Source organism: Dactylosporangium fulvum, from assembly GCF_025137375.1.
In the GTDB taxonomy this organism is placed as follows: domain Bacteria; phylum Actinomycetota; class Actinomycetes; order Mycobacteriales; family Micromonosporaceae; genus Dactylosporangium; species Dactylosporangium fulvum.
The window spans coordinates 2,397,381-2,418,064 of sequence record NZ_CP073720.1 but is presented as its reverse complement, the minus strand read 5'-3'; the positions used below and the strand labels follow the sequence as shown (position 1 = coordinate 2,418,064).

At 73.8% G+C, this 20,684-nt stretch carries 23 protein-coding genes; 6 read left to right on the top strand and 17 right to left on the bottom strand.

The features are described 5' to 3' along the window. Position 1: 1 nt before the first annotated feature. From pucD to uraD, 7 genes are read right to left on the bottom strand one after another with little or no spacing between them, the layout of a single operon-like run. Positions 2 to 2,296 carry a xanthine dehydrogenase subunit D gene (pucD, locus tag Dfulv_RS11285; RefSeq protein ID WP_259862728.1) on the bottom strand — a complete coding sequence of 765 codons (2,295 nt, stop codon included), beginning with the start codon at positions 2,294 to 2,296 and terminating at the stop codon, positions 2 to 4. Beyond that, on the bottom strand, positions 2,293 to 3,642 hold the full coding sequence (locus Dfulv_RS11280; protein WP_259862726.1) for an 8-oxoguanine deaminase: 1,350 nt from the start codon (positions 3,640 to 3,642) through the stop codon (positions 2,293 to 2,295). Before Dfulv_RS11280 ends, pucD begins: the two co-directional genes overlap by 4 nt. Next, positions 3,639 to 4,097: a (2Fe-2S)-binding protein gene (locus Dfulv_RS11275; protein ID WP_259862724.1), complete on the bottom strand. Its 459-nt coding sequence runs from the start codon at positions 4,095 to 4,097 to the stop codon at positions 3,639 to 3,641. Before Dfulv_RS11275 ends, Dfulv_RS11280 begins: the two co-directional genes overlap by 4 nt. Then, the gene (locus tag Dfulv_RS11270; RefSeq protein ID WP_259862722.1) at positions 4,088 to 4,951 is read right to left on the bottom strand and encodes an FAD binding domain-containing protein; all 864 of its coding nucleotides are present in this window, start codon (positions 4,949 to 4,951) and stop codon (positions 4,088 to 4,090) included. Before Dfulv_RS11270 ends, Dfulv_RS11275 begins: the two co-directional genes overlap by 10 nt. After that, entirely contained in the window at positions 4,939 to 5,793 is an 855-nt protein-coding gene (gene pucL / locus Dfulv_RS11265; protein ID WP_259862720.1) for a factor-independent urate hydroxylase, read from the bottom strand. The genes Dfulv_RS11270 and pucL overlap by 13 nt, the downstream gene beginning before the upstream one ends. 7 nt (positions 5,794 to 5,800) lie before the next feature. Continuing rightward, the gene (gene uraH, locus Dfulv_RS11260; RefSeq protein WP_259862718.1) at positions 5,801 to 6,103 is read right to left on the bottom strand and encodes a hydroxyisourate hydrolase; all 303 of its coding nucleotides are present in this window, start codon (positions 6,101 to 6,103) and stop codon (positions 5,801 to 5,803) included. Further along, the gene (gene uraD / locus Dfulv_RS11255) at positions 6,100 to 6,582 is read right to left on the bottom strand and encodes a 2-oxo-4-hydroxy-4-carboxy-5-ureidoimidazoline decarboxylase (RefSeq protein WP_259862716.1); all 483 of its coding nucleotides are present in this window, start codon (positions 6,580 to 6,582) and stop codon (positions 6,100 to 6,102) included. The genes uraH and uraD overlap by 4 nt, the downstream gene beginning before the upstream one ends. Positions 6,583 to 6,892: 310 nt before the next feature. On the opposite strand from uraD, the gene Dfulv_RS11250 reads away from it, so the two are divergent. Continuing rightward, positions 6,893 to 8,209, top strand: coding sequence for an ATP-binding protein (locus Dfulv_RS11250; protein ID WP_259862714.1), 1,317 nt, complete (start codon positions 6,893 to 6,895; stop codon positions 8,207 to 8,209). A gap of 92 nt (positions 8,210 to 8,301) precedes the next feature. On the opposite strand, the gene Dfulv_RS11245 is transcribed toward Dfulv_RS11250, so the two are convergent. Next, positions 8,302 to 9,732 carry an MFS transporter gene (locus Dfulv_RS11245; RefSeq protein ID WP_259862713.1) on the bottom strand — a complete coding sequence of 477 codons (1,431 nt, stop codon included), beginning with the start codon at positions 9,730 to 9,732 and terminating at the stop codon, positions 8,302 to 8,304. A 102-nt stretch (positions 9,733 to 9,834) separates the two neighbouring features. Here Dfulv_RS11245 and Dfulv_RS11240 point away from each other — a divergent pair, with 102 nt between their 5' ends. Beyond that, a complete protein-coding gene (locus Dfulv_RS11240) occupies positions 9,835 to 10,212 on the top strand; it encodes a MarR family winged helix-turn-helix transcriptional regulator (RefSeq protein WP_259862712.1) in 378 nt (125 codons plus the stop codon). Between the two features lie 9 nt (positions 10,213 to 10,221). Here the strand turns inward: Dfulv_RS11240 and Dfulv_RS11235 are convergent, their stop codons facing one another. The 4 genes from Dfulv_RS11235 to Dfulv_RS11220 form a co-directional block, all read right to left on the bottom strand. After that, positions 10,222 to 10,932: a class I SAM-dependent methyltransferase gene (locus Dfulv_RS11235; protein ID WP_259862711.1), complete on the bottom strand. Its 711-nt coding sequence runs from the start codon at positions 10,930 to 10,932 to the stop codon at positions 10,222 to 10,224. Positions 10,933 to 10,983: 51 nt separating this feature from the next. Continuing rightward, positions 10,984 to 11,442 (bottom strand): hypothetical protein, encoded by a 459-nt coding sequence (locus Dfulv_RS11230; protein WP_259862710.1) that lies wholly within the window; start codon positions 11,440 to 11,442, stop codon positions 10,984 to 10,986. A gap of 79 nt (positions 11,443 to 11,521) precedes the next feature. Beyond that, positions 11,522 to 12,784 (bottom strand): sensor histidine kinase, encoded by a 1,263-nt coding sequence (locus Dfulv_RS11225; RefSeq protein WP_259862709.1) that lies wholly within the window; start codon positions 12,782 to 12,784, stop codon positions 11,522 to 11,524. Then, positions 12,781 to 13,464: a response regulator transcription factor gene (locus tag Dfulv_RS11220; protein WP_259862708.1), complete on the bottom strand. Its 684-nt coding sequence runs from the start codon at positions 13,462 to 13,464 to the stop codon at positions 12,781 to 12,783. Before Dfulv_RS11220 ends, Dfulv_RS11225 begins: the two co-directional genes overlap by 4 nt. A gap of 48 nt (positions 13,465 to 13,512) precedes the next feature. Here Dfulv_RS11220 and Dfulv_RS11215 point away from each other — a divergent pair, with 48 nt between their 5' ends. Continuing rightward, complete coding sequence (locus tag Dfulv_RS11215) at positions 13,513 to 14,010, top strand: hypothetical protein (protein ID WP_259862706.1); 498 nt, start codon at positions 13,513 to 13,515, stop codon at positions 14,008 to 14,010. Positions 14,011 to 14,045: 35 nt separating this feature from the next. Here the strand turns inward: Dfulv_RS11215 and Dfulv_RS11210 are convergent, their stop codons facing one another. Then, positions 14,046 to 14,780 carry a CTP synthase C-terminal region-related (seleno)protein gene (locus Dfulv_RS11210; protein ID WP_259862704.1) on the bottom strand — a complete coding sequence of 245 codons (735 nt, stop codon included), beginning with the start codon at positions 14,778 to 14,780 and terminating at the stop codon, positions 14,046 to 14,048. Positions 14,781 to 14,856: 76 nt separating this feature from the next. Here Dfulv_RS11210 and Dfulv_RS11205 point away from each other — a divergent pair, with 76 nt between their 5' ends. After that, positions 14,857 to 15,717, top strand: a complete 861-nt coding sequence (locus Dfulv_RS11205) for a LysR family transcriptional regulator (protein WP_259862703.1) — start codon at positions 14,857 to 14,859, stop codon at positions 15,715 to 15,717. Here Dfulv_RS11205 and Dfulv_RS11200 read toward each other — a convergent pair. Together Dfulv_RS11200 and Dfulv_RS11195 are read right to left on the bottom strand one after the other, a co-directional pair. Beyond that, the gene (locus tag Dfulv_RS11200; protein ID WP_259862701.1) at positions 15,701 to 16,804 is read right to left on the bottom strand and encodes an amidase family protein; all 1,104 of its coding nucleotides are present in this window, start codon (positions 16,802 to 16,804) and stop codon (positions 15,701 to 15,703) included. The two genes, Dfulv_RS11205 and Dfulv_RS11200, sit on opposite strands and share 17 nt — an antisense overlap. Before the next feature lie 187 nt (positions 16,805 to 16,991). Next, positions 16,992 to 17,855 (bottom strand): GDSL-type esterase/lipase family protein, encoded by an 864-nt coding sequence (locus tag Dfulv_RS11195; RefSeq protein ID WP_259862699.1) that lies wholly within the window; start codon positions 17,853 to 17,855, stop codon positions 16,992 to 16,994. 136 nt (positions 17,856 to 17,991) lie between these two features. Between Dfulv_RS11195 and Dfulv_RS11190 the strand changes: the two genes are divergently transcribed. Further along, positions 17,992 to 19,011, top strand: coding sequence for an LLM class flavin-dependent oxidoreductase (locus Dfulv_RS11190; protein ID WP_259862698.1), 1,020 nt, complete (start codon positions 17,992 to 17,994; stop codon positions 19,009 to 19,011). Here the strand turns inward: Dfulv_RS11190 and Dfulv_RS11185 are convergent. Continuing rightward, complete coding sequence (locus Dfulv_RS11185) at positions 18,995 to 19,420, bottom strand: SRPBCC family protein (RefSeq protein WP_259862697.1); 426 nt, start codon at positions 19,418 to 19,420, stop codon at positions 18,995 to 18,997. The genes Dfulv_RS11190 and Dfulv_RS11185 overlap by 17 nt on opposite strands. Positions 19,421 to 19,529: 109 nt before the next feature. On the opposite strand from Dfulv_RS11185, the gene Dfulv_RS11180 reads away from it, so the two are divergent. Then, positions 19,530 to 20,039 carry a GNAT family N-acetyltransferase gene (locus tag Dfulv_RS11180; protein ID WP_259862696.1) on the top strand — a complete coding sequence of 170 codons (510 nt, stop codon included), beginning with the start codon at positions 19,530 to 19,532 and terminating at the stop codon, positions 20,037 to 20,039. A gap of 66 nt (positions 20,040 to 20,105) precedes the next feature. Here Dfulv_RS11180 and Dfulv_RS11175 read toward each other — a convergent pair whose 3' ends face one another. Next, positions 20,106 to 20,648, bottom strand: a complete 543-nt coding sequence (locus tag Dfulv_RS11175) for a gluconokinase (protein WP_259862695.1) — start codon at positions 20,646 to 20,648, stop codon at positions 20,106 to 20,108. Between the last annotated feature and the right edge of the window lie 36 nt (positions 20,649 to 20,684).

Genomic DNA, 20,684 nt, shown 5'->3' with positions numbered 1-20,684 from the left:
CTCAGGTCCCGGTCAGGTGCTCGGGCCGGACCGGCACCCGGCGCAGCGGCAGGCCGGTCGCGGCGCGGATCGCGGCGACGATCGCCGGGGTCGAGGAGATGGTCGGCGGCTCGCCGATGCCGCGCAGCCCGTAGGGCGCCTCGGGATCACCGAGCTCGAGGACGTCGATGCGCATCGGCGGCACGTCGAGGATGGTCGGGATCAGGTAGTCGGTGAACGACGGGTTGCGGATCAGGCCGTCGACGACCTGGATCTCCTCCATGACGGCGAGCCCGAGCCCCTGCGCGGTCCCGCCGGCGATCTGGCCCCGCACCGACTGGGGGTGCAGTGCCCGGCCGACGTCCTGCGCGGTGGCGATCTCGACGACCCGCACGAGGCCCAGCTCGACGTCGACGTCGACGGTGGCCCGGTGGGCGGCGAACGCGTACTGCACGTGGGCGTCGCCCTGCCCGGTGCGCGGATCGAGCGGGAACGTCGGCCGGTGCCGCCACTCGACGGTCTGCTCGATCGACTCGTCGCCGAGCACGTCGACGAGGTCCGCGACGACCTGCCCGTCCGGGTCGGTGAGCCGGCCGCCGGTGAGGACGAGGTCGGCGCGGCCGGCACGGCGCAGGACCTCGGCGCGGACGGCCTCGCAGGCGGCCTTGACCGCGCCGCCGGTGACGTACGTCTGCCGCGACGCCGACGACGACCCGGCGCTGCCGATGGAGGTGTCGGCGGTCGCCACCGTCACCTGTTCGACGCCGAGCTCGGTCCGCGCGATCTGCGCCTGGACGGTGACGAGCCCCTGCCCGACCTCGGCGGCGGCGGTGTGCACGACGACCGCCGGCTCGCCGCCGACGACCTCCAGCCGGACCCGCGCCGTCGAGTAGTCGTCGAACCCCTCGGAGAAGCCGACGTTCTTGATGCCGATGCCGTAGCCCACGCCGCGCCGCACACCCTCGCCGTGGGTGGTGTTGGCGACGCCGCCGGGCAGCTCGCGCGGGTCGGGGAGGTCAAGCGTCGACCGGCCCAGGGCGGCGCGGTCGCGAGCGGTGACGGGCGGCAGGTCGCGGACCCGGCGCAACAGCTCGGCGACCGGGGCCGGGCCCTCGACGACCTGCCCGGTCGGCATCGTGTCGCCCGGTTCCATCGCGTTGCGGACGCGCAGCTCGACCGGGTCGAGGCCGAGCGCCTCGGCGAGCCTGTCCATCTGCGACTCGTAGGCGAAGCACGCCTGCACCGCGCCGAACCCGCGCATCGCGCCGCACGGCGGGTTGTTGGTGTAGACGGCGTAGCCGTCCACGGTCACGCTGGGCACCCGGTACGGGCCGACGCCGAGCGTGGTGGCGTTGGCGACGACCGCCGTCGACGTGGACGCGTACGCACCGCCGTCGAGCACCACACGGGCCTTGACGTAGACCAGCTTCCCGTCCTCGTCGGCGCCGTGCTCGTACCACATCCGGGCGGGATGCCGGTGGACGTGGCCGTAGAACGACTCCTCGCGCGAGTACACCATCTTGACCGGGCGCCCGGTGTGCAGCGCGAGCATGCACGCGTGGACCTGCATCGAGACGTCCTCACGCCCGCCGAACGCGCCGCCGACCCCGGCGAGGCTGAGGCGGACCTTGCCGGGCGGCAGGCCGAGGCAGTCGACGACCTGGGCGAGGTCGCCGTGCAGCCACTGGGTGGCGATGAACAGGTCGACGCCGCCGTCCTCGGCGGGGATCGCGAGGCCGGACTCGGGACCGAGGAACGCCTGGTCCTGCATGCCGACCTCGTACTCGCCGGTGACCACGACCGGTGCCGTGACGTCCTGGTCGCCCTTGCGGATCGGCACGTGCCGCAGCAGGTTTCCGGACTCGTGCACCTTGTCGGAGGACGGGTCGAGGGCGGCGACGCTGTCCACGACGGGCGGCAGCACCTCGTAGTCGACGGTGATGCGGGCCGCCGCCCGCCGCGCGGTCTCCGGATGGTCCGCGGCGACGACGGCGACCGGCTCCCCGGCGTAGCGCACCTCCCCGATCGCCAGGACCGGCTGGTCTCGGTGCTCGAGCCCGTAGCGCTTGTCGCCGGGCACGTCGTCGGCCGTGAGCACGGCGTGGACACCGGGGGTGGCGAGCGCCCCGGTGAGGTCGATGCCCCGGATGCGGGCCCGCGGGTGCGGGCTGCGCAGCGTGGCGCCCCACAGCATCCGGTCGGCCCAGAGGTCCGACGAGAACGCGAACTCGCCGGTGACCTTGAGCGTCCCGTCCGGCCGTTGCGGCGAGGTCCCGATCCCCGCAGTGGTCCCCGTGCCGACGGCCGTGGTGGTCATCGTGCCTCCCGCAGGCTCCGTGCGGCCCGCGACAGGGCCGCCGCCAACGCCGGCTCGTCGACCGTGGACATCACGCCGTCCTGGACCACGGCCCTGCCGCCGACCAGGAGCAGCCGCAGCGGGGCCGGCGGGCCGAAGACCAGGGCCGCGACGGGGTCCTCGATGCCGGCGTGGCCCAGGCCGTCGAGGCTCCACAGTGCGATGTCGGCCAGTTTGCCGGGCTCCAGCGACCCCAGCTCGTCGTCGCGACCGAGGCAGCGCGCCCCGCCGATCGTGCCCAGCGCCAGGGACTCGCGGGCGGTCAGCGCTGCCGGGCCGCCGCGCAGCCGGGCCGAGTACAGCGCCTGGCGCAGCTCGCTGCCGAGTTGCCCGGCCTCCTGCGACGCCGCGCCGTCGACACCGAGACCGACCGGCACCCGCGCGTCGAGCAGGTCCCGGACGGGGGCGATGCCGGCGCCGAGCCGGCCGTTGGAGCTCGGGCAGTGCGCGACCCCGGTGCCGGACGCGCCGAGCTTGGCGATCGCGGACGCATCGAGGTGTACGGCATGGGCCAGCCAGACGTCGCCGCCGAGCCAGCCGAGGGACTCCGCGTACTCGACGGGGGTGCAGTTGTGGACCTCCCGGCAGTACGCCTCCTCCTCGACCGTCTCCGCGAGGTGGGTGTGCAGGCGTACCCCCTCGGCGCGGGCGAGGCCGGCCGCCTCGCGCATCAGCCGTGGGGTGACGGAGAACGGGCTGCACGGCGCGACCGCGATCCGCACCATCGCGCCCGGCGACGGGTCGTGGAAGCGGTCGATCGCCTCCTTCGTCGCGGCGAGCGCGGCGTCGGTGTCCTCGACCACCGAGTCCGGCGGCAGGCCGCCGTCCTTGACGGACAGGTCCATCGAGCCGCGGCACGGGTGGAACCGCAGGCCGACCGCGGTGGCCGCGTCGATCTCGGCGGCCAGGAGGTCGCCGCCCTGCCTCGGGAAGACGTAGTGGTGGTCGGTGCTGGTCGTGCAGCCCGACAGCGCCAGCTGGGCCAGGCCGGCGGAAGCGGCGGCGTGCACGATCCCGGCGTCGAGGCGGGCCCAGATCGGATACAGCTCGGTGAGCCAGCCGAACAGGATCTCCTGCTGGGCGCGGCCGCGGGTAGCCCACTGGTACAGGTGGTGGTGGGTGTTCACGAGGCCGGGGGTGGCGAGGCAGCCGGTGCCGTCGACGCGGGTGACGCCGCCGGTGTCGCCGGCGTAGGCGCCGGGCCCGACCGCCACGATCCGGTCGCCGGACACCACGATGTGGCCGTCGGCGTACTCGGTGCCGGCACCGTCCACTGTGGCCACCGCGCAGTGCTCGATGACGATCATGACTCGGCGGCCAGGTTCACGGCGGCGACGATGTGCTCGTATCCGGTGCAGCGGCAGAGGTTCCCGGCGAGTGCCTCGCGGATGTCCGGCTCGCTCGGCCGCGGGTTGTGCGCCAGCAGGTCGTGCACCGCGACGACGAGGCCGGGCGTGCAGAATCCGCACTGGACGGCGCCGGCCTCGAGGAACGCCCGCTGCACCGGGTGCAGCGCGCCGGGGGCGGCGAGGCCCTCGACGGTGCGCACCGCCCGGCCCTCCGCCTGACCGGCCGCGACCAGGCAGGCGCAGACCGGAACGTCGTCGAGGTAGACCGTGCAGGAGCCGCACTCGCCCTGCTCGCAGGCGTTCTTGGCGCCCGGCAGGCCGAGCCGCTCCCGCAGCACGAAGAGCAGGCTCTCCCCTTCCCACACGTCGTCGGCCTGCAGCGGCTCGCCGTTGACGGTCACGTTCACCCGCATCGGTACGCCTCCCACGCCCAGCGCAGCGTCCGGCCGCCGAGGACGGCGAGGGCGTGCCGCCGGTAGGCCGCGCTGCCGCGCACGTCGTCGATCGGCCGGGCCGCCGCACCGACCAGCTCACCGAACCGGCGGACCGTCGTGTCGGGCAGCGGCTCCCGGCTGTCCCACGGCAGCTCGGCCGCGAACGCCTCGGCGTCGGCGGCGCGCAGCGGGGTGGGGCCGGCCGAGCCGATGCCGGTGCCGATCGCGCGATCGGACGGGTGCAGCGCCAGGGCGAACGAGCAGACCGCGATGACCATGGCGTTGCGGGTGCCGACCTTCGCGAACTGCTGCGGGCCGCCGGCCGCCGGGACGAGGAACGCGGCGATCAGCTCGTCGGGCGCGAGCGCGCTGCGTTTGTGCCCCTGGAAGAACTCCGCGATCGGGACGGTCCGCACGCCGCGGACCGACGCCACCTCGACCTCGGCGTGGCTCGCCAGCAGCGGCGGATGGGCGTCACCGGCGGGCGAGGCCGAGCCGAGGTTGCCGCCCACGGTGCCGCGGTTGCGGATCTGCGGCGACCCCACGGTGCGGGCCGCCATCGCCAGGCCGGGCAGCCGCCCGCCGAGCTCGTCGATGAGGCGGCGGTACGTGACGCCGGCACCGATGCGCAGGCGCTCCCCGCCGTGGTCCGTCCCGGTGCTCCAGTCGGTGAGCGCGCCGACGCGCGTCAGGTCGAGCAGCGCGGCCGGGCGGCGGCGGTCGAAGTTGAGCTCGACCATGACGTCGGTGCCGCCGGCGATCGGCAGGGCCTCGGGGTGCGCCGCCCTGGCCGCGAGGGCATCCTCCCAGGTGGACGGCCTCAGAAACTCCACACGACCTCCTCGGGGATCGCCACGCCGTCGCGGCGGACCGTTCCCTCGATCAGCCCGTACGGCCGGTCGGCGGCGTAGTAGACCTCGTTGGGATTGTCGAGCCCGAACGGCGCCAGGTCGACGAGGAAGTGGTGCTTGTTCGGCAGCGACAGCTTGACCTCGACCACGTCGGGGCAGCGCTCCAGCACCCGCGAGCCCATCGCGAAGAGGGTCTGCTGGAGCGCCAGGCTGTACGTGTCGGCGAACGCGTCCAGGAGTGCCTGCCTGGCGGTCGCGGAGTCCGCCGCGCCGCCGTGGCGCCAGGTGGCGTTCACCGACGTGGCGAGGATGCGGTCACGGGTCTCCGGCAGCGTGGTGTAGCGGTCCTTGACGTACCCGTGGAACTCCGAGTCGGTCGTCTTGAGCAGGACCAGGCCGGTGACGCCGGAGACGGTCCGGGTCCCGTACGGTCCGTGGTGAACGGTCGCGGTGCGGACCTCACCGCCGTCGCGGCGGAACGTGTGCGCGCCGTCGACGGGCAACCAGGGGTACTGCTCGACGGTGACCCGCGCCTCGTGGATGCTCGGCTGCCCGCCGACGAAGTGCTCGGCCAGGCGGGCGGCGAAGGTCTCGATGTCGGCGATGCCGTGCTCGCGCGCGAAGGCGTAGACGGTGTTCTTCTGCGTGTCGGTGGTCAGGACGCCGCTGTTGTCGCCGGTGAGGTGGCTGGCGGCCAGGTCGCCGCGCAGCGCGACGCTCACGTTGAGGTCGGTGAGCTCGTCACCGCCGGGACCGCGCACAACGCGCACGATCCGGGTCTCGGCCTTGCCGTACTGGTTCGGCCCGAGCGCGAAGGTCGGCAAAATCGGTTCAGCTCCCCCGGTAGGTCGAGTATCCGAACGGGCTCAGCAACAACGGCACGTGGTGGTGCCGGTCGTCGATGACGGTGAACGAGATGGCGACCTCGGGGAAGAAGGCGTCAGGGCCGTTATAGGCCGCGGTGTCGAAGACGAGCCGGTATCGCCCGGGGCCCGGCGCGTCGAACCGGAGCCGGCCGTCGGCATCGGTGTAGCCGGTGCCGACGGCCGCTCCGCCGGTCGTCTCCAGCCGGATCGGCACCCCGGCGGCGGGGATGCCGCGGGCCGTGTCCAGCACGTGGGTCGACAGGTTCACGCCGACACCAGCCGCTCCAGCCGCAACTCCACGATCTTGCGTAGCTCGCCCCGCACCACGGTCCGCTCGGTGTCGTCGTCGTTCCGGAGCCGCCCGCGGGCCGCGGCCAGGATCTCGTCGGCGGACTGGCCGCTGGCGAAGATCAGGAACAGATGGCCGAACCGCTCCTCGTAGGCCCGGTTGACCGCGGCGAGCTCCTGCGCGGCGCCCCGGACGCCGGCCTGCTCCTGTCGTGACCAGGCCGCCTCGGCGCTGTCGCCGGTGGGTCGCTGCCCGATGCGCGGGTGCGCGGCGAGCACCGACTCGAGATCAGGCCAGGTCAGGTCGTCGAAGGCGGCGACACCGGACACCACGAGGTCGGCCGGGGTGGGATAGGGCCGGCCCGCGGCGACCCGCGCCGCCCAGCCGGGCGACGCGCAGCAGGCGAGCAGGGCCTCCTCCGCGGCGGCGGGCGCCAACCCGTTGAACTGGTTGAGCATGGCCCCCCTTTCACTATCCCCGGCACCCTACTCCGGGGATGTTTCATGTCCAGCCCCAAAACTCCACTGGTTCGATCATCCAGTGCTGGTGCCCGAACACTCCGATTATTGCTGTTTTGCCCGACGCCACAACCGCTTGACCGCCACAACGGCGCGGCGGATTGTTGACGCGGCCAGCATCCGCACCGAGCACCTGGCACACGTCCCCTCGGCAGCGCCGCCCACCCGTCCACTATGGACAGCACCGGCACGGCGGGCGAGGTGGTCCGGCAGGCTGCCACCTGCGGAAAAGCGTGGCAGACTCGAACTCATGTCGGAGACATCACTGCGCCCGGCGGTCGAGGTCGTCGAGGTCTCCGGGCGTGTCCTGCGCATCGTCGACGGCCATCGCATCGCGCCCGGGGCGCAGGCCCGGCAGATCGGCCACGACCTGCCCGATCGTGGCGTCGACCTCACCGTCGGGCCCGATGGGTACGCCGCCCGGTGGGCCCGAAGCACCTTCAGCCTGCCCGGCTTCGCCAGGATGTTCGCCGGCGGCGCCGCAGGCGGTGCGCTGTTCCGGCTGCTCGGCCTGCCCGGCGCGGTGCTCGGCACGATCGTCGCCGTGGGCATCGCGCGCAGTGCCGGAGGGCCGAAGTCCACGACCGTGGTCGACCCGCAGGTGACGGTCCTCGAGGACGGGCCCGACCTGGTTCTGCACAGTGCCGACCTGCCGGCTCTGGTCTTCGCCGTCATGGAGCTGACCGGGACGGAGGGGCCGGTCACCGTCAGCCCGGCCGCCGCGCCCGGGCAGAAGGCGCTGCCCGGCGGGAGCGAGCGGGTGCGGCTCGACGACGTGGGCGGCCTCGACGAGGTCGTCACCCAGTTCCGCGACGTCGCCGTCTCGTTCCGTCATCCCGAGGTGATGGCCCGCTGGGGCGCCACCCGGCCACAGGGCATCCTGCTCTACGGCCCGCCCGGCACCGGCAAGACGATGCTGGCGCGCGCCCTCGCCAACGAGATCGGCGGCGAGCTGCGCGAGATCCGCACCCCGGAGATCCTCGACAAGTGGGTCGGCAACTCGGAGAAGAACATCCAACGGATCTTCGCCGAGGCCCGCCGGCTCCGTGAGCCGACCGTCCTGCTGTTCGACGAGTTCGACTCGATCATCAGCTACACCGGCACCGCGTTCGACGCCGCCGGCCAGATGATCAACGCGGTCGCCGGCATCTTCAAGCAGGAGATGAACACCCTCATCGAGGAGAACCCCAACATCATCGTGGTCGCCACGACCAACTTCCCGGACCGGGTCGACGCCTCGCTGGTGCGCTCGGGCCGATTCGACCTGAAGCTCCCGGTGCCGCTGCCCACCCGCCGGGCGCGCGCCGACATCCTCACCAAGCTGATCCGCGGCCTGATCGCCCGGCACGAGGTCGGCGGCTTCCGGATGTTCGCCGACGACCTCGACGTGGAGGAACTCGCCACGGCCGCGTCCGGGCTCACCGGCGCCGACCTCAAGGAGGCGCTCCGCCGCGCCCAACTCGACAAGGCGATGCGGGAGGCCCGCGAGACCACCCCGGCCGGCCCGATCACCCAGGCCGACCTGTCGGCCGCCATCACCCGGGTGCGGACCCAGCCGGTGTCGTAACGGACGCCCTACGCGTGGACGTAGGGCGTCGTGGTCGCCATTGTGCGCCCCGGCGGGGGTGGTCCACTGTGGACCACCCCCGCCGCGGTGCGTCAGGCGTGCCGGCCCCGGCGCCGCGTGAGCAGGGGCGCCAGGCTGAGCAGCAGGCCGGCGACCGCGACGACGGTCACGAGGTTGACGCCCGGGTGGAACTGGCCGAAGCCGGCGCCGCCGTCCTGCCCACCGCCGGCCACCAGGGCCGTGACGAGCGCCAGGATCAGGGCCGCGCCGACCTGGCCGGACGTCTGGACCAGGCCGCTGGCCAGGCCCTGCTCGCTGTCGGCGATGCCGTCGGTGGCCTGCGCCATGATGGCGCTGAAGCCGAACGCGAAGCCGCCGCCCAGCAGGAGCATCGTCGGCAGGATCGTCACCGCGTAGTGGGGGCTGTTGCCCGCGGTGAGGAGGAACCAGCCGTAGCCGAGGCTCATCGACAGCATCGAGGCGGCGATCAGCGGCGGCGTCCCGTACCGCGTGATGAGCCGCCCGACGAAGGGCGAACCGAACGCGACCAGCAGGCCCGCCGGCAGCAACGCCAGCGCCATCCGAAGCGGCGACCAGTGCAGGACGTCCTGGAGATACAGCGTCATCATGAACTGGAAGCTGAGGTACGACCCGATGAGCGCGATCATGCCGAGGTTGGCCCGCACGATCGACCCGGCCCGCAGGATGTTCAGCCGGATCAACGGGTGCGCGACCCGCTGCTCGACGACGACGAAGCCGACCAGCAGCGCCACCGCGACGAGCGCGGCGCCGAGCGTCACCGGGTCGAGCCAGCCGCGCTCGGGCGCCGACACGACGGTGTAGACCGCGAGCAGCATGCCACCGACGAGCGTCACCGCGCCGGCGAGGTCGTGCCCGCCCTCGGCGGCCGGCCGGTCCCGCGGGATCAGCGCGATGCCGGCGACGAGCGCGGCGACGGCGAGCGGCACCGGGATCAGGAACGTCCACCGCCAGCCGAAGCTGGTGAGCAGGCCGCCGAGGATCAGGCCGGAGGAGTACCCGCTGGCGCCGAAGACCGAGAAGACCGAGAGCGCCCGGTTGCGGGCCGGCCCCTCGTGGAACGTGGTGGTGAGGATGGACAGGGCCGTCGGCGCGGTGAACGCGGCGGCCAGGCCCTTGACGAACCGGGTCGCGATGAGCAGCGTTCCGTCGTCGACGAGCCCGCCGACGAGCGACGCGACGGCGAAGACGCCGAGCGCGACGAGGAAGACGCGGCGCCGGCCGAGCAGGTCGGCGGTGCGCCCGCCGAGCAGCAGCAGCCCGCCGTAGCCGAGGACGTAACCGTTGATGATCCACTGCAACGCGGTCGTCGAGAGGCCGAGTTCGGTGCCGATGGACGGCAGTGCCACACCCACCATGGACACGTCGAGCCCGTCGAGGAACAGCACGGCGCACAGCACCGCGAGCGCTCCCCAGAGCCGTGGAGTCCAGAGCTGTGGTGGGGCCACCGGTTCGGTTCGGGCCCCCGCGAGTGTCGTAGTCACACCGGAGGACGCTAGATGCTTGTGCATTGAATGTCCATGCATCTAATGCAGGAGCACTTAATGCGGGTGCAATTGATCGATGAGGGGAGTAGGATGCCGCGCATGAGGTCCGAGGGCGGCCTGGTCGAGCGGTGGCGTTCACTGCTGACCAGCTACAACGAAGTCGCGGGCCACCTGGAGCGCGCCCTCCAGGACGGGCACGGCCTGACGCTGAGTGAGTTCGAGATCCTGGACCGTCTCATCTCACAGGAGTGTGAGAAGCGCCGCATGCAGGATCTGGCCGCGGACATGTACCTCAGCCAGAGCGCCCTCTCCCGTGCCGTGGCCCGGCTGGAGCGCGTCGGCCTGGTCGAGCGCGCGATGTGCGAGGCCGACCGGCGCGGCGTGTTCGTGGTGATCACCGACGCCGGCCTGGAGCGCCACACCGCCGCCCGCAAGACGCACCTCACGATCCTCGCGGAGCACCTGCAGCCCGCCTGAGCAGCCCGGCTATGCGGAGCTGCCGCTCCTGCGACGGTAGTGGGAGTGGACGGCGGGCTGGCCGGTGTAGCCGGGGCCCGCCGTGTCGTCGGCGCCCAGGTACTCCCACGGCAGGCGCACCTCACCACGGTCGTCGCGCCCGATCCGCCGCCGGCGGCCGTCGTAGCTGAAGCCGGCCTCGCGCAGGTCGGCGGCGAGCCGGCGACCCGCGGGCGCGCCGCCGGCCAGCCGGATGCTCGCCAGGTCGAGGTCGGCGACGAGGCGGCCGCCGTCGGTGAGCCAGCCGGCCGCCCGCTCCAGCACCGCCAGCTTGTCGCCGACGTAGTGCAGGCCGTGCACGCTCGTGATGAGGTCGTAGCGCCGGTCCGGCCGCCAGGAGACGACCGAGGCGGTGGTGAGCCGCAGCCACGGCACCTCGGGCGCCGGGTCGAACGCGTCGACCAGGTCCACGCCCTGCACCAGGACCCGCTCGGACACGCCCGCGGCGTGCAGCGCACCGGCCGCCTCGATGACCGCGCGGCCGGTGCCGCAGCACAGGTCCAGCCAGGCCACCGTGTCCGGCGCCCCGGTCACCCGCAGCACCGCCGTCAGTACGTCGACCGGGTTGAACCCCAGCTCCTTGGCGTAGCTGTTCACACCGGCGAGCTGCCGTTCGCGGTTCATCGCGGAGTTCGCCACCACTGCCGAGCCGGCAAGCGTGTCGTCGTCGAGCAGAGGCACCGCATCATGATCGCAGTTCACCTCTGCCCTGCCAACGACGAGTTTCAGTGGTTACCGGCGGCCGCCGTGGTCGTCGCCCACGTCGTGGCCCGGGCCGTCGTCCTTGCCATGGCCACCGCCGCGGCTGCCGCGGTTGCCCCGGTCGCCGCCGTGGTCGTCGCCGACGTCGTGGCCCGGGCCGTCGTCCGCGCCGTGGCCGCCGCGGCTGCCGCCGTGGTCGTCGTAGGTCGCCGTGTTCGTCGGCCGGTGGGTCGGGCCGCCGGTACGGTTGCCGCCGCGGTCGTCCGCCGAGGGCGACGGGGACGCGGTGCCCGAGGGGGACGCGGCCGGGTCGTCGCTGCGGTTGCCGCCGTGGTCGTCCGCCGAGGGCGACGCCGCCGGAGTGTCCGATGTGGACACCTGAACGGCGGGGTTGTCGTCGCGGCGGCCGGGACCGCTCGCCGCGATCGCCGTTCCGCCGATGGCCAGGCCCGCGACCACCGTCGCGCCGATGATGACGATCTTGCGCATCTGCCGTACACCTCCGTGGTCTTCGTGTTCCTGACCTGAACGGTGCCCGGCCGTGCGCTAGCGAGGTCCTGCCGGAAGCCTAAGAATCGGTTAACACGACCGTGACGCGGGTGCGGCCCGCGGGCGAGCGGTCCACGGTCAACGATCCGCCGGCGGATTCGGCGGTACGGCGTGCGATGTCGAGCCCGAGACCGGTCGAACCGGCGCCGGAGACCCCGCGCTGCCCCGCGGCGGGGTCGAAGCCGGGCCCGTCGTCCTCGACGACCAGCACCGCGCCGTCCGGGGTCCGCCGCAGCGCCACGCCGAGGCCGACGCCCTCCTCGGTGTGCGCGAAGACGTTGCCCAGCAGGGCGTCCACCGTCGCGGCGAGGTCGTCGGCACCGGCGGCCACCGGGATCGGGCCCGGGTCCAGGGCGGTGTCGACGGCCCGCTGCTGGTCCTCGGCCAGCACGGTCCAGAACGCGACCCGCTCGGCGACGACCGCCGCCGCGTCGCACGAGGGCGCCGTCCGCTCGCGGCGGGCGTCCTCGATGACGGCGGTGAGAGCCCGGTCCAGCGCCGCGACGTGGGCGAGGATCCGCTCGGCCTCCTCGGGATCGCGCAGGCCCTCGGCGTCGAGCCGCAGCGCCGTCATCGGCGTGCGCATCCGGTGCGACAGGTCGGCGACGGTCTCCCGCTCCTGCCGCAGCAGGTCGCGGATCCGGGCGGCGAGGTGGTTGAGCGCGGTCGCCACGGCCCGCACCTCGGGCGGCCCGGCCCTGGTCGGCGCGCGCCGGTCGAGGTCGCCCCGGGCGAGGTCGTCCGAGACCGCCGACAGCGTCCGGATCGGGCGGACGACCATGACCGCCAGCCGGTCGGCGACGGCGAGACCGAGCAGCAGCAGGCCGAGCCCGACCAGGGCGAGGACGAGCCGGGCCCGGGTGACGCCCTGGCGCAGATCGCGTTCGGGGACGAACGACCGGACGACGGCGGTGCCACCCTGCAGGCCCTGCACGGCGATGACGATCTCCCGGCCGCCGGGATGCGCGACGGTGAAGCTGCCCCGCTGCGCGGCCAGCCGGACCGCCGGGGTCGGTTCCACGGCCGCGCCCGCGCGGGTGCCGTCCGGCAGGTACACGGTGACCGAGGGCGCACCGTCCATGTTGGCCTGCTCGACGGCGAGGCGCAGCGACTGCGGGTCGGCGGTGGCGACGAGCGCGGCGAGCGACTGCGCCTGCGCGGTGGCGGCGGCGACCGCGCGGTCCTCGGCCACGGACCGCAGCAGCTGCGCCAGCGGAACCAGGAACGCCACCAGGACCAGCGCCATGGCCGCCGACACCAGCAGCGCCAGCCGCCACCTCACGGCACGAGCCCGAACTTGACGCCCACCCGCCGCACGGTGTGCAGCCGCCGGGGCTCCTGCGCGGTCTCGCCGAGCTTTCGGCGCAGCCAGGAGAGGTGCACGTCGACGGTCTTGTCGGCGGCGGTGTACGGCACCTGCCACACCTCGGTGAGCAGTTCCCGCTTGCTGACCACCTCGCCGGGCCGGGTGGCGAGGTAGCGCAGGAGGTCGAACTCGCGCGGGGTCAGGTCGAGCGGGACACCGTCGAGGGTGGCTGTGCGGCCACGCGGGTCGATCCGCACCCCGTCGACGTCGATCGTCGGGTCCGGCTGCTCGGTCTTCGCACCCCGGCGCAGGACGGCGCGGATGCGTGCGTCGATCTGTTCGGCACCGTACGGCTTGACGACGTAGTCGTCGGCGCCGGCGTCGAGCGCGCGGACCATCTCGCCCTCGGTACGCCGGGCGGTGACCACGATGATCGGCACGTCGCTGACGGCCCGCAGCATCCGCAGCACCTCCCGGCCGTCGAGATCGGGCAGGCCGAGGTCGAGCAGCACCACGTCGGGCGCCTCGGCCACGGCCAGCTTGAGCCCGTCCATCGCGGTCGCCGCGGCCGCGACCACGTGACCACGCCCGGTCAGCGCCCGCACGATCCCGGTGCGGATCGTCCCGTCGTCCTCCACGATCAGCACCTTCGCCATAGGGGGAGGTTAACCATCCCTTAGCAACAGGCGATGGATAGTAGGCGCATGGGACGACGGTGGCTCCTGGCCGGACTGGCGTGGCTGGTGACGGCGGTGCTGACCACGGCGGTGGCGATCGGCGCGGTGAACTCGCTGCGCCAGGGCCTGTTCGGCCCCAAGGACGAGCCGCTGTCGGAGGCGGACGTGTCCGCGCACCTGACGTCTCCGCCGGCAGCGACCTCTCCGGCACCCACTTCACCGGCACCCACCTCACCGGCACCGACGGCCGCGCCGCCGTCCGCGCCGCCGTCCGCCACGCCCTCGACCGCTGCCACGCGCGCCCTGCCGACCAACGGCGGGACGATCGTCGCGGCCTGCGAGAACGGCCTGGTGCGGCTGCTCTCCTGGACCCCGCGCACCGGCTACGAGGCCGACCACGTGGTCCAGGGCCCGGCGCAGACGGCGTCACTGCGGTTCAAGGCCCGCTCCGGCGGCGACGCCGTCCGCGCCCGGGTGACCTGCCCGGCGGGCGTTCCGGAGCTGTCCTTCGCCGCCGACGACTGAGCCGGCTCCTATGATCAGCGGCGGCGCGGAGATGCTCACCGCGTGACGGCGGTGTCCGCGGCACGGCCGGCCCGGGCGACCGCGGCCTCGGCGAAGGCGCGGATCACCGGGTGACAGCGGGAGCCGTCACCGGCGAGCTCCGGCTGGAACAGCGTGCCCAGCAGGAACGGGTGGCCGGCCAGCTCGGCGACGCGGATCTCGCCCGTCTCGTCGTGCCCGGTGAAACGCAGGCCGTGCTCGGACAGGTCGGGCAGGTAGGAGTGGTCCAGGCCGTACGCACAGTGGTAGCGCTCGATCGACCGCTCCACCCCGAAGATCCGCTCGGCCAGGCTGCCCGGCTGCAGGAGCACCGCACCCTCGTGGCCGACGAGGGAGCAGGACAGCGCGACGATGAGCGGCCGGCCGCCGTCCGGCTCGTTCTCCGCGTGCGTGGCCGACGCGAGGCCGCAGACGTTCCGCGCGAACTCCAGCAGCAGATGCTGGAAGCCGCCGCAGGTACCGAGGAACGCGACGCCCTCCTCCCGGGCGACGCGCACCGCGTGCAGGGCGCCGGCCTCGCTGCGGTACGGGCTGCCGGGCAGCAGCCAGATGCCGTCGAACCGGGCGAGGTCGGTCGACGCCGCCTCCGCGGTCGGCACCCAGTAGGCGTCGAGCCCGATGCCGTGCTGCTCACGCAGGACGTCGACCAGGCGGGGGACACGGGTGTGGGAGCGCACGTGCGGGGACCGGTCACCGACGAGCGCCACGCGGGCCGTTCGAGTGGTCGTCATGCCTGACAGCCTGCCGTGACCTGGGATCATCAGTCCAACAACAGTTCACGGTTCTGACATCAGCAATACTGATGTCGTGGACCCGCACCTGCTCCGCACGTTCGCCGCCGTGGCCCGGCACGGCTCGTTCTCCGCCGCCGCGCACGAGCTCGGATACACCCAGTCCGCGGTGTCGCAGCAGATCGCCGCGCTGGAGCAGGACCTCGGCACGCCGTTGCTGCGGCGGCGGCCGGTGGCCCTGACCGACGCCGGCGCGCGCCTGCTCGAGCACGCCGGCCCGATCCTGCTGCGGCTGAGCGCGGCACGGGCCGACGTGACCCGGCTCTCCGGTGCGCCGGCCGCGGCGGTGGTACTGGCGACGACCCCGTTCGCCGCGTTCCGCGCCGCCACGCTCGTGGCGGTCCAGCGGGCGATGCCCCGCGTCACGTTCACGCTGGCGGTCGCCGGCCGCGACGCGGTCGCGACCGGGGTGGCGACCGGCGCCTTCGACCTGGGCCTGGTCGACGGGGTCGCCGCGCCGAGCGATCCGCTCGCCCTGCCCGACGCCGGGCGGCTCGCCACCGTGGTCCTGGCCCAGGAGGAGGTCGTGGTCGCGATGCCGCGCGACCACCCGCTCGCCGGGCGGCGGTCGGTGCGCCTCGCCGACCTCGCCGACGCCGCCTGGATCGACGCCCCGGAGGCGGCCGTGCCGCCGGCCCAGTTGCGTGCCCTGGCCCGTGCGGACGGGTTCCGCACCGGGCCGGCCTACCCGGGCACCGACCGGGCGGTGCTGCTCGAGCTGATCGCCGCGGGCGCCGGCCTCGCGCTGCTGCCGGCCTCGCGGACGGACGGGGTGCCGGTCGCCGAGCCGCGGCTGGTGCACCGGACGGAACTCGTCCACGGCTCCCTGACCCCGGCGGCGCGTGCGGCCGCCGAGGCGTTCAGGCGACCATCTTGAGCAGGGCCTTGTCGAGGCCGGGCGGCGCGATCACCGCGATCCCGGCCGGTGGGGTGACGCCGGTCGGGACGGAGACGCTCGGCAGCCCGAACGCACTGGCAGGCACCGCGCAGCGCAGCGTCTCCCGGCGCCACGCGTCCCGGTCGGCCAGGCTGATCTTACGCGGGTGGCCCGGCCCGCCGGCCGGCAGCACCAGCCACGCGTCGTCGCCGAGCAGTTCCAGCAGCTCCGCCCGCCAGACGGCGAGCTGTGCCCGTGCCGCCGCCTCGGTCGCGGCGTCGACGGAGGCGCCGAAGCGGAACCGCCTCTCGACGTCTGCGCCCAGCGCCCGCGGATGCGCCGCGATCCACCTGCCGTGCGCCCGCCACGCCTCGGCGGCCTGGATCTGCCGGAAGGCCAGCAGCAGCGGGTCGGGATCGTCCCAGGTGGACAGGGTCACCGGCCGCACCGGGATGCCCCATCGTTCGGCGGCATCGGCCGTGCCGCCCAGAGCGAGCAGACGGCGGGGCGGCGTGCGCGGCCCGTCCGGCAGGAGCACCTCACCGGCCAGCGCGAGCGTCGCCGCGTCGCGCGTGATCCAGCCGACCGTGTCGAACGACGGCGCCAGCGGGAGCACACCCTCGGTGGGGACGGCGTCGTGCGTGGGGCGCAGGCCGTAGAGGCCGCAGCAGGAGGCGGGCACCCGGATCGAGCCGCCGGTGTCGGTGCCCAGGCCGATGTCGGCGTGGCCGGTCGCGACCGCCGACGCGGGCCCGCTCGACGAGCCGCCGGTGACCCGGTCGGGCGCGGCCGGGTTGGGCGGGGTGCCGTAGTGGGTGTTGGTGCCCGACAGGGAGTACGCCAGCTCGTCGGTGTGCACGATGCCCTGCACCGAGGCGCCCGCGGCCCGCAGCCTGGCGACGACGGGTGCGTCCTCGGCGGCCGGCAGCGCCTCGGCGAGCCAGGCCGGGTTGCCGCCGCCGACGGCGAAGCCGGTGACCGCGAACAGGTCCTTCACCGCGACCCGCAGGCCGTCGAGCGGGCCCCGGCCGGTGGCCGGGGCGAGCGGCATGCCCTTGATCCGCCACACCGTGGCGTCGGCGGTCACGTCGCCGCGCCCGGCACCCGGCGGCGCGGCGCCTGCACGGGAAAGATCGACGACACCGAATCACCTACCCATCCGGGCCCGTGTGCCCAGCAGCCCCGGTGATGAGGGTAGCCCGACCGGAGGGCGGTCCGGGACCTCCGCAGGGCGACCCGTCGGCGAGATTCCCGGCTCACCCCGCTCACCCCGGTCACCACACGGGCTCCCCCGGCCACGTCGCCTTCGCGAGGGCGTTCTGACCGGCGCCGTTGGGGTGGAAGAAGTCCTGGGCGGCGATCATGTCGAGGGTGAACGCCACCCGGTGCGCGGCGCCGCCGTCGTCGCGGCACCGCGGGCCGTACGCCTTGCAGGCGGCGGCGAGCTGGGTGTTGTACGCGTCGACGCGGTCGGCGAACGCCTGCCGCCGGGCGACGTCGGCCGGCGCCGTGGAGGTGGCGCCGGCCAGCAGCGCCGGGCAGACGCCGAACGACCACGCCTTCACCGCGACCGGGCTGGTGTGCCCGACGTCCCACAGGCGCCGGATGTCGGGGATGCTGGCGACCAGCACCCGGGCCTGCGGCGCGCCCTGTTTGAGGACGGCCAGGGCCTGGTCGACCTGCCGGCGGAAGGTCTCCACGGTGGTCATGTCGTCGATCCGCGAGCGGCAGGCGTCGTTGGCGCCGATGAGGATCGTGACGTACTGCGGCTTGTGCTGGACGGCGGCGGACGCCTGCCCGGCGAGCGCGTCGGCGCGGGCGTTGCCGACGGCGAGGTTGTACGCACGGCCCTTGAGGCCCGGGTTGGTCCGGACCAGACGGCGGTAGTGGCTGTCGATGCGGGTGCCGTCACCGGTCGACCAGGAGTTGCGCGGACACGGCACCGGCGCGAGGCACGAGGCGAACCCGTCGGTGACGGAGTCCCCGAGCGCGGCCATGGCGAGGATGCCGCCGCCGCTCCCGGTCCGGTCCGGCCCGCCGCTGGGTGGCGCCCCGACGGCGCCTCCTTCACAGGCGATCGCCAGCACGGCGAGCCCGGCGAGCAGCCCCACCCACCAGCGCTCCCGCCATCCCGACACACAACGCATCCACACGGTGACGATCCGCTGATTGTATGCATGCCGGCCGATGAAAACGACCCCACGACGCGTCCGGTTCCGCTCGGGACACCCTGCGGGGGAATAGCGGCGACCCCTCCGTTGTTGACCTTGGATTGTGAGTGAGCTTCCGCTTTCCGTCCTCGACCTCGCACCCGTCTCCGCGCACGCCCCGGTGGGTGAGGCCCTGCGCAACACGACGGAGCTGGCCAGGCGCACCGAGGCACTGGGCTACCACCGGTTCTGGGTCGCCGAGCACCACAACATGCCGGGCATCGCGAGCTCGTCACCGGCCGTGCTGCTGGCCCACCTCGCCGCGAACACGTCGGCGATCCGGGTCGGCTCCGGCGGCGTGATGCTGCCCAACCACGCGCCGCTGGTGGTGGCCGAGCAGTTCGGCACCCTGGAGGCGCTGCATCCGGGCCGCGTCGACCTGGGCATCGGCCGCGCTCCGGGCACCGATCAGTACACGGCCCTCGCCCTGCGCCGCTCGATGGAGGGCCTTTCGGCCGAGAACTTTCCCGAGGAGCTGCAGTCGCTGATCGGGTACTTCGAGGGTGAGGAGCGCATCATCGCCTCGCCCGGCCGCGGCGACAAGCCGGAGATCTGGCTGCTGGGTTCCAGCGGGTTCAGCGCGCAGCTCGCCGGGCTGCTCGGCCTGCCGTTCGCGTTCGCGCACCACTTCAGCTCGCAGAACACGCTGCCCGCCCTGGAGCTGTACCGGCGGTCGTTCCGCCCCTCCGCGTCGCTCTCCGAGCCGTATGCGATGGTCGCCGCCAGCGCGATCGCGGCGGAGACCGACGAGGAGGCCGAGTTCCTCGCCGGGCCGAGCGAGCTGTCGTTCCTGCGGCTGCGTTCCGGACGACCGGAGGCGCTGGCGACGCCGGAGGAGGCGGCCGCCTACCCGTATTCGCCCCGCGAGCGCGAGTTCGCCCGGGAGCGGCGCGTCGGTCAGGCCCTGGGCTCCCCGGAGACGGTGCGCCGCCAGCTGACCGAACTGGTGGAGCAGACGCGCGCCGACGAGCTGATGCTGACCGCGATGGTGTACGACCTGGAGGCGCGGGCCCGCTCGTTCGAGCTGATCCGCCGGGAGGTCGCCCCGCACCTGCGGAAGGCCGGCCTCACGAAGGCCGGCTGAACCGGCGGGTCAGCTCCGCGGCGCGGCGCTGCTGCACCGACCGGGCCTGGCGCAGGACGAACCGCCGCAGCAGGGCGGGCGACTCGACGGTGATCGTCTCGGTGACGGACGTGTCCGCACCGGACGGCGCCAGGTCGGTCACGGCCCGCAGGCGCACCCGGCCCGGGCTCACCACGTCGCTGGTGATCCGGGCGTCGCCGACGGTCAGCGTGACCTTGATCGGGTTGCGGTAGAGCCCGAACCGCTCGACCGCCGTGTAGGTGACGACGTCGCCGTCACGCGCCACGTCCCGGACGGCGACGACGAGCGGGGACAATCCGATATACGACTGCGGATCGGCGAGGTGCGCGTGGACCGCCGCCGGTGATGCCGGAACGACGAACGTGTGCGCGAAGACATCGACGGCCATGGCGACACACGGTAGCGTCACGCGTTTACCGGCGGTTGGTCGGATGGCGATCGCCGCGATCATCAGCGAAGATGGCGGGCGATCTTGTCCGGTTAGCGAGGTGGGGCGTGTGACGAAAACCTGGGTACGGCTACGGCCGGTCGTCGAGAGCGACCTGGCGATGTTCCGGCGGTTCGTCACCGAGCCGGGGCTCGCTGGCGCGGCGTGGACCGGTTACCACGACCCGTCCGGCCCGGCGCGGCGCTTCGCCCTGGACGGTTATCTCGGCCCCGACGACGGCCGCCTCATGGTCGAGGCCGACGAGACCGCGGCCGGGTTCGTGAGCTGGGAGGCGACCGGAGCGGGCCTGTCGCGGTACTGGAACATCGGCATCGTCCTGCTGCCCGAGTGGCGCGGGCGCGGGGTGGGCTGGCGTGCCCAGACGCTGCTCTGCGACCACCTGTTCGCCAGCAGCCCGGCGCCCCGGATCGAGGCGCGGACCCAGCCGGAGAACATCGCCGAGCAGAAGGCCCTCGAGAAGGTCGGCTTCCTCAGCGAGGGCATCCTGCGCTCGGCCGAGTTCCGCGACGGCACCTGGCGCGACGTCCTCGTCTACGGCAAGCTGCGCGGCGACCGGTGATCCCGGGCTGAACGCCGGCTGAGCCGTCCGCGGCCCGCCGCGCCGGCTCCGCACCGTGCCGGGCGCCTACAGCCGCTCGACGTCCGGGTGCTCCTTGAGGATCGCGTCCACGACCTCGTCGGGCGGCGGATCAACCGACACCTCGGTCACGTCCTCGTCCGGCCAGGGCAGTTCCAGGTCGGCGAACTGGCTGTCGAGCATCTCCGCGCGCATGAAATGGCCGTGACGGGCGGCGAGCCGGCGCGCGATCAGCTCACGGGGCCCTTCGAGGAGCACCAGGCGCACCTGCGGACGGCCGTCGCGGAGCCGGTCGCGGTAAACCCGTCTGAGCCCCGAGCACGAGACGACCCCCGGCTCGCCGAGCGCGGCGCGCTCGTCGACCCATCGCGCGATCGCGGCGAGCCACGGCCGGCGGTCCTCGTCGGTGAGCGGCGTGCCGGCGGCCATCTTGTCCACGTTGGACTTCGGGTGGAAGTCGTCGGCCTCCGCGTAGCGCCAGCCCAGCCGCCGCGCGAGGAGCGAGCCGACGGTGGTCTTCCCGGTGCCGGCGACGCCCATGACGATGAAGAGCGGCGGTGGTCCGGAGGCCGGCTGCGGCGCGTCTGCCATGCGCTGAAGGTACCCGGGCGACCGGTGGGGCACACA

Excerpts from the sequence above, each read along its gene's own strand:
- pucD (WP_259862728.1), bottom strand. The coding sequence starts at position 2,296 with ATGACCACCACGGCCGTCGGCACGGGGACCACTGCGGGGATCGGGACC.
- Dfulv_RS11280 (WP_259862726.1), bottom strand. The coding sequence starts at position 3,642 with ATGATCGTCATCGAGCACTGCGCGGTGGCCACAGTGGACGGTGCCGGC.
- Dfulv_RS11275 (WP_259862724.1), bottom strand. The coding sequence starts at position 4,097 with ATGCGGGTGAACGTGACCGTCAACGGCGAGCCGCTGCAGGCCGACGAC.
- uraD (WP_259862716.1), bottom strand. The coding sequence starts at position 6,582 with ATGCTCAACCAGTTCAACGGGTTGGCGCCCGCCGCCGCGGAGGAGGCC.
- Dfulv_RS11250 (WP_259862714.1), top strand. The coding sequence starts at position 6,893 with ATGTCGGAGACATCACTGCGCCCGGCGGTCGAGGTCGTCGAGGTCTCC.
- Dfulv_RS11240 (WP_259862712.1), top strand. The coding sequence starts at position 9,835 with ATGAGGTCCGAGGGCGGCCTGGTCGAGCGGTGGCGTTCACTGCTGACC.
- Dfulv_RS11230 (WP_259862710.1), bottom strand. The coding sequence starts at position 11,442 with ATGCGCAAGATCGTCATCATCGGCGCGACGGTGGTCGCGGGCCTGGCC.
- Dfulv_RS11220 (WP_259862708.1), bottom strand. The coding sequence starts at position 13,464 with ATGGCGAAGGTGCTGATCGTGGAGGACGACGGGACGATCCGCACCGGG.
- Dfulv_RS11215 (WP_259862706.1), top strand. The coding sequence starts at position 13,513 with ATGGGACGACGGTGGCTCCTGGCCGGACTGGCGTGGCTGGTGACGGCG.
- Dfulv_RS11210 (WP_259862704.1), bottom strand. The coding sequence starts at position 14,780 with ATGACGACCACTCGAACGGCCCGCGTGGCGCTCGTCGGTGACCGGTCC.
- Dfulv_RS11185 (WP_259862697.1), bottom strand. The coding sequence starts at position 19,420 with ATGGCCGTCGATGTCTTCGCGCACACGTTCGTCGTTCCGGCATCACCG.
- Dfulv_RS11175 (WP_259862695.1), bottom strand. The coding sequence starts at position 20,648 with ATGGCAGACGCGCCGCAGCCGGCCTCCGGACCACCGCCGCTCTTCATC.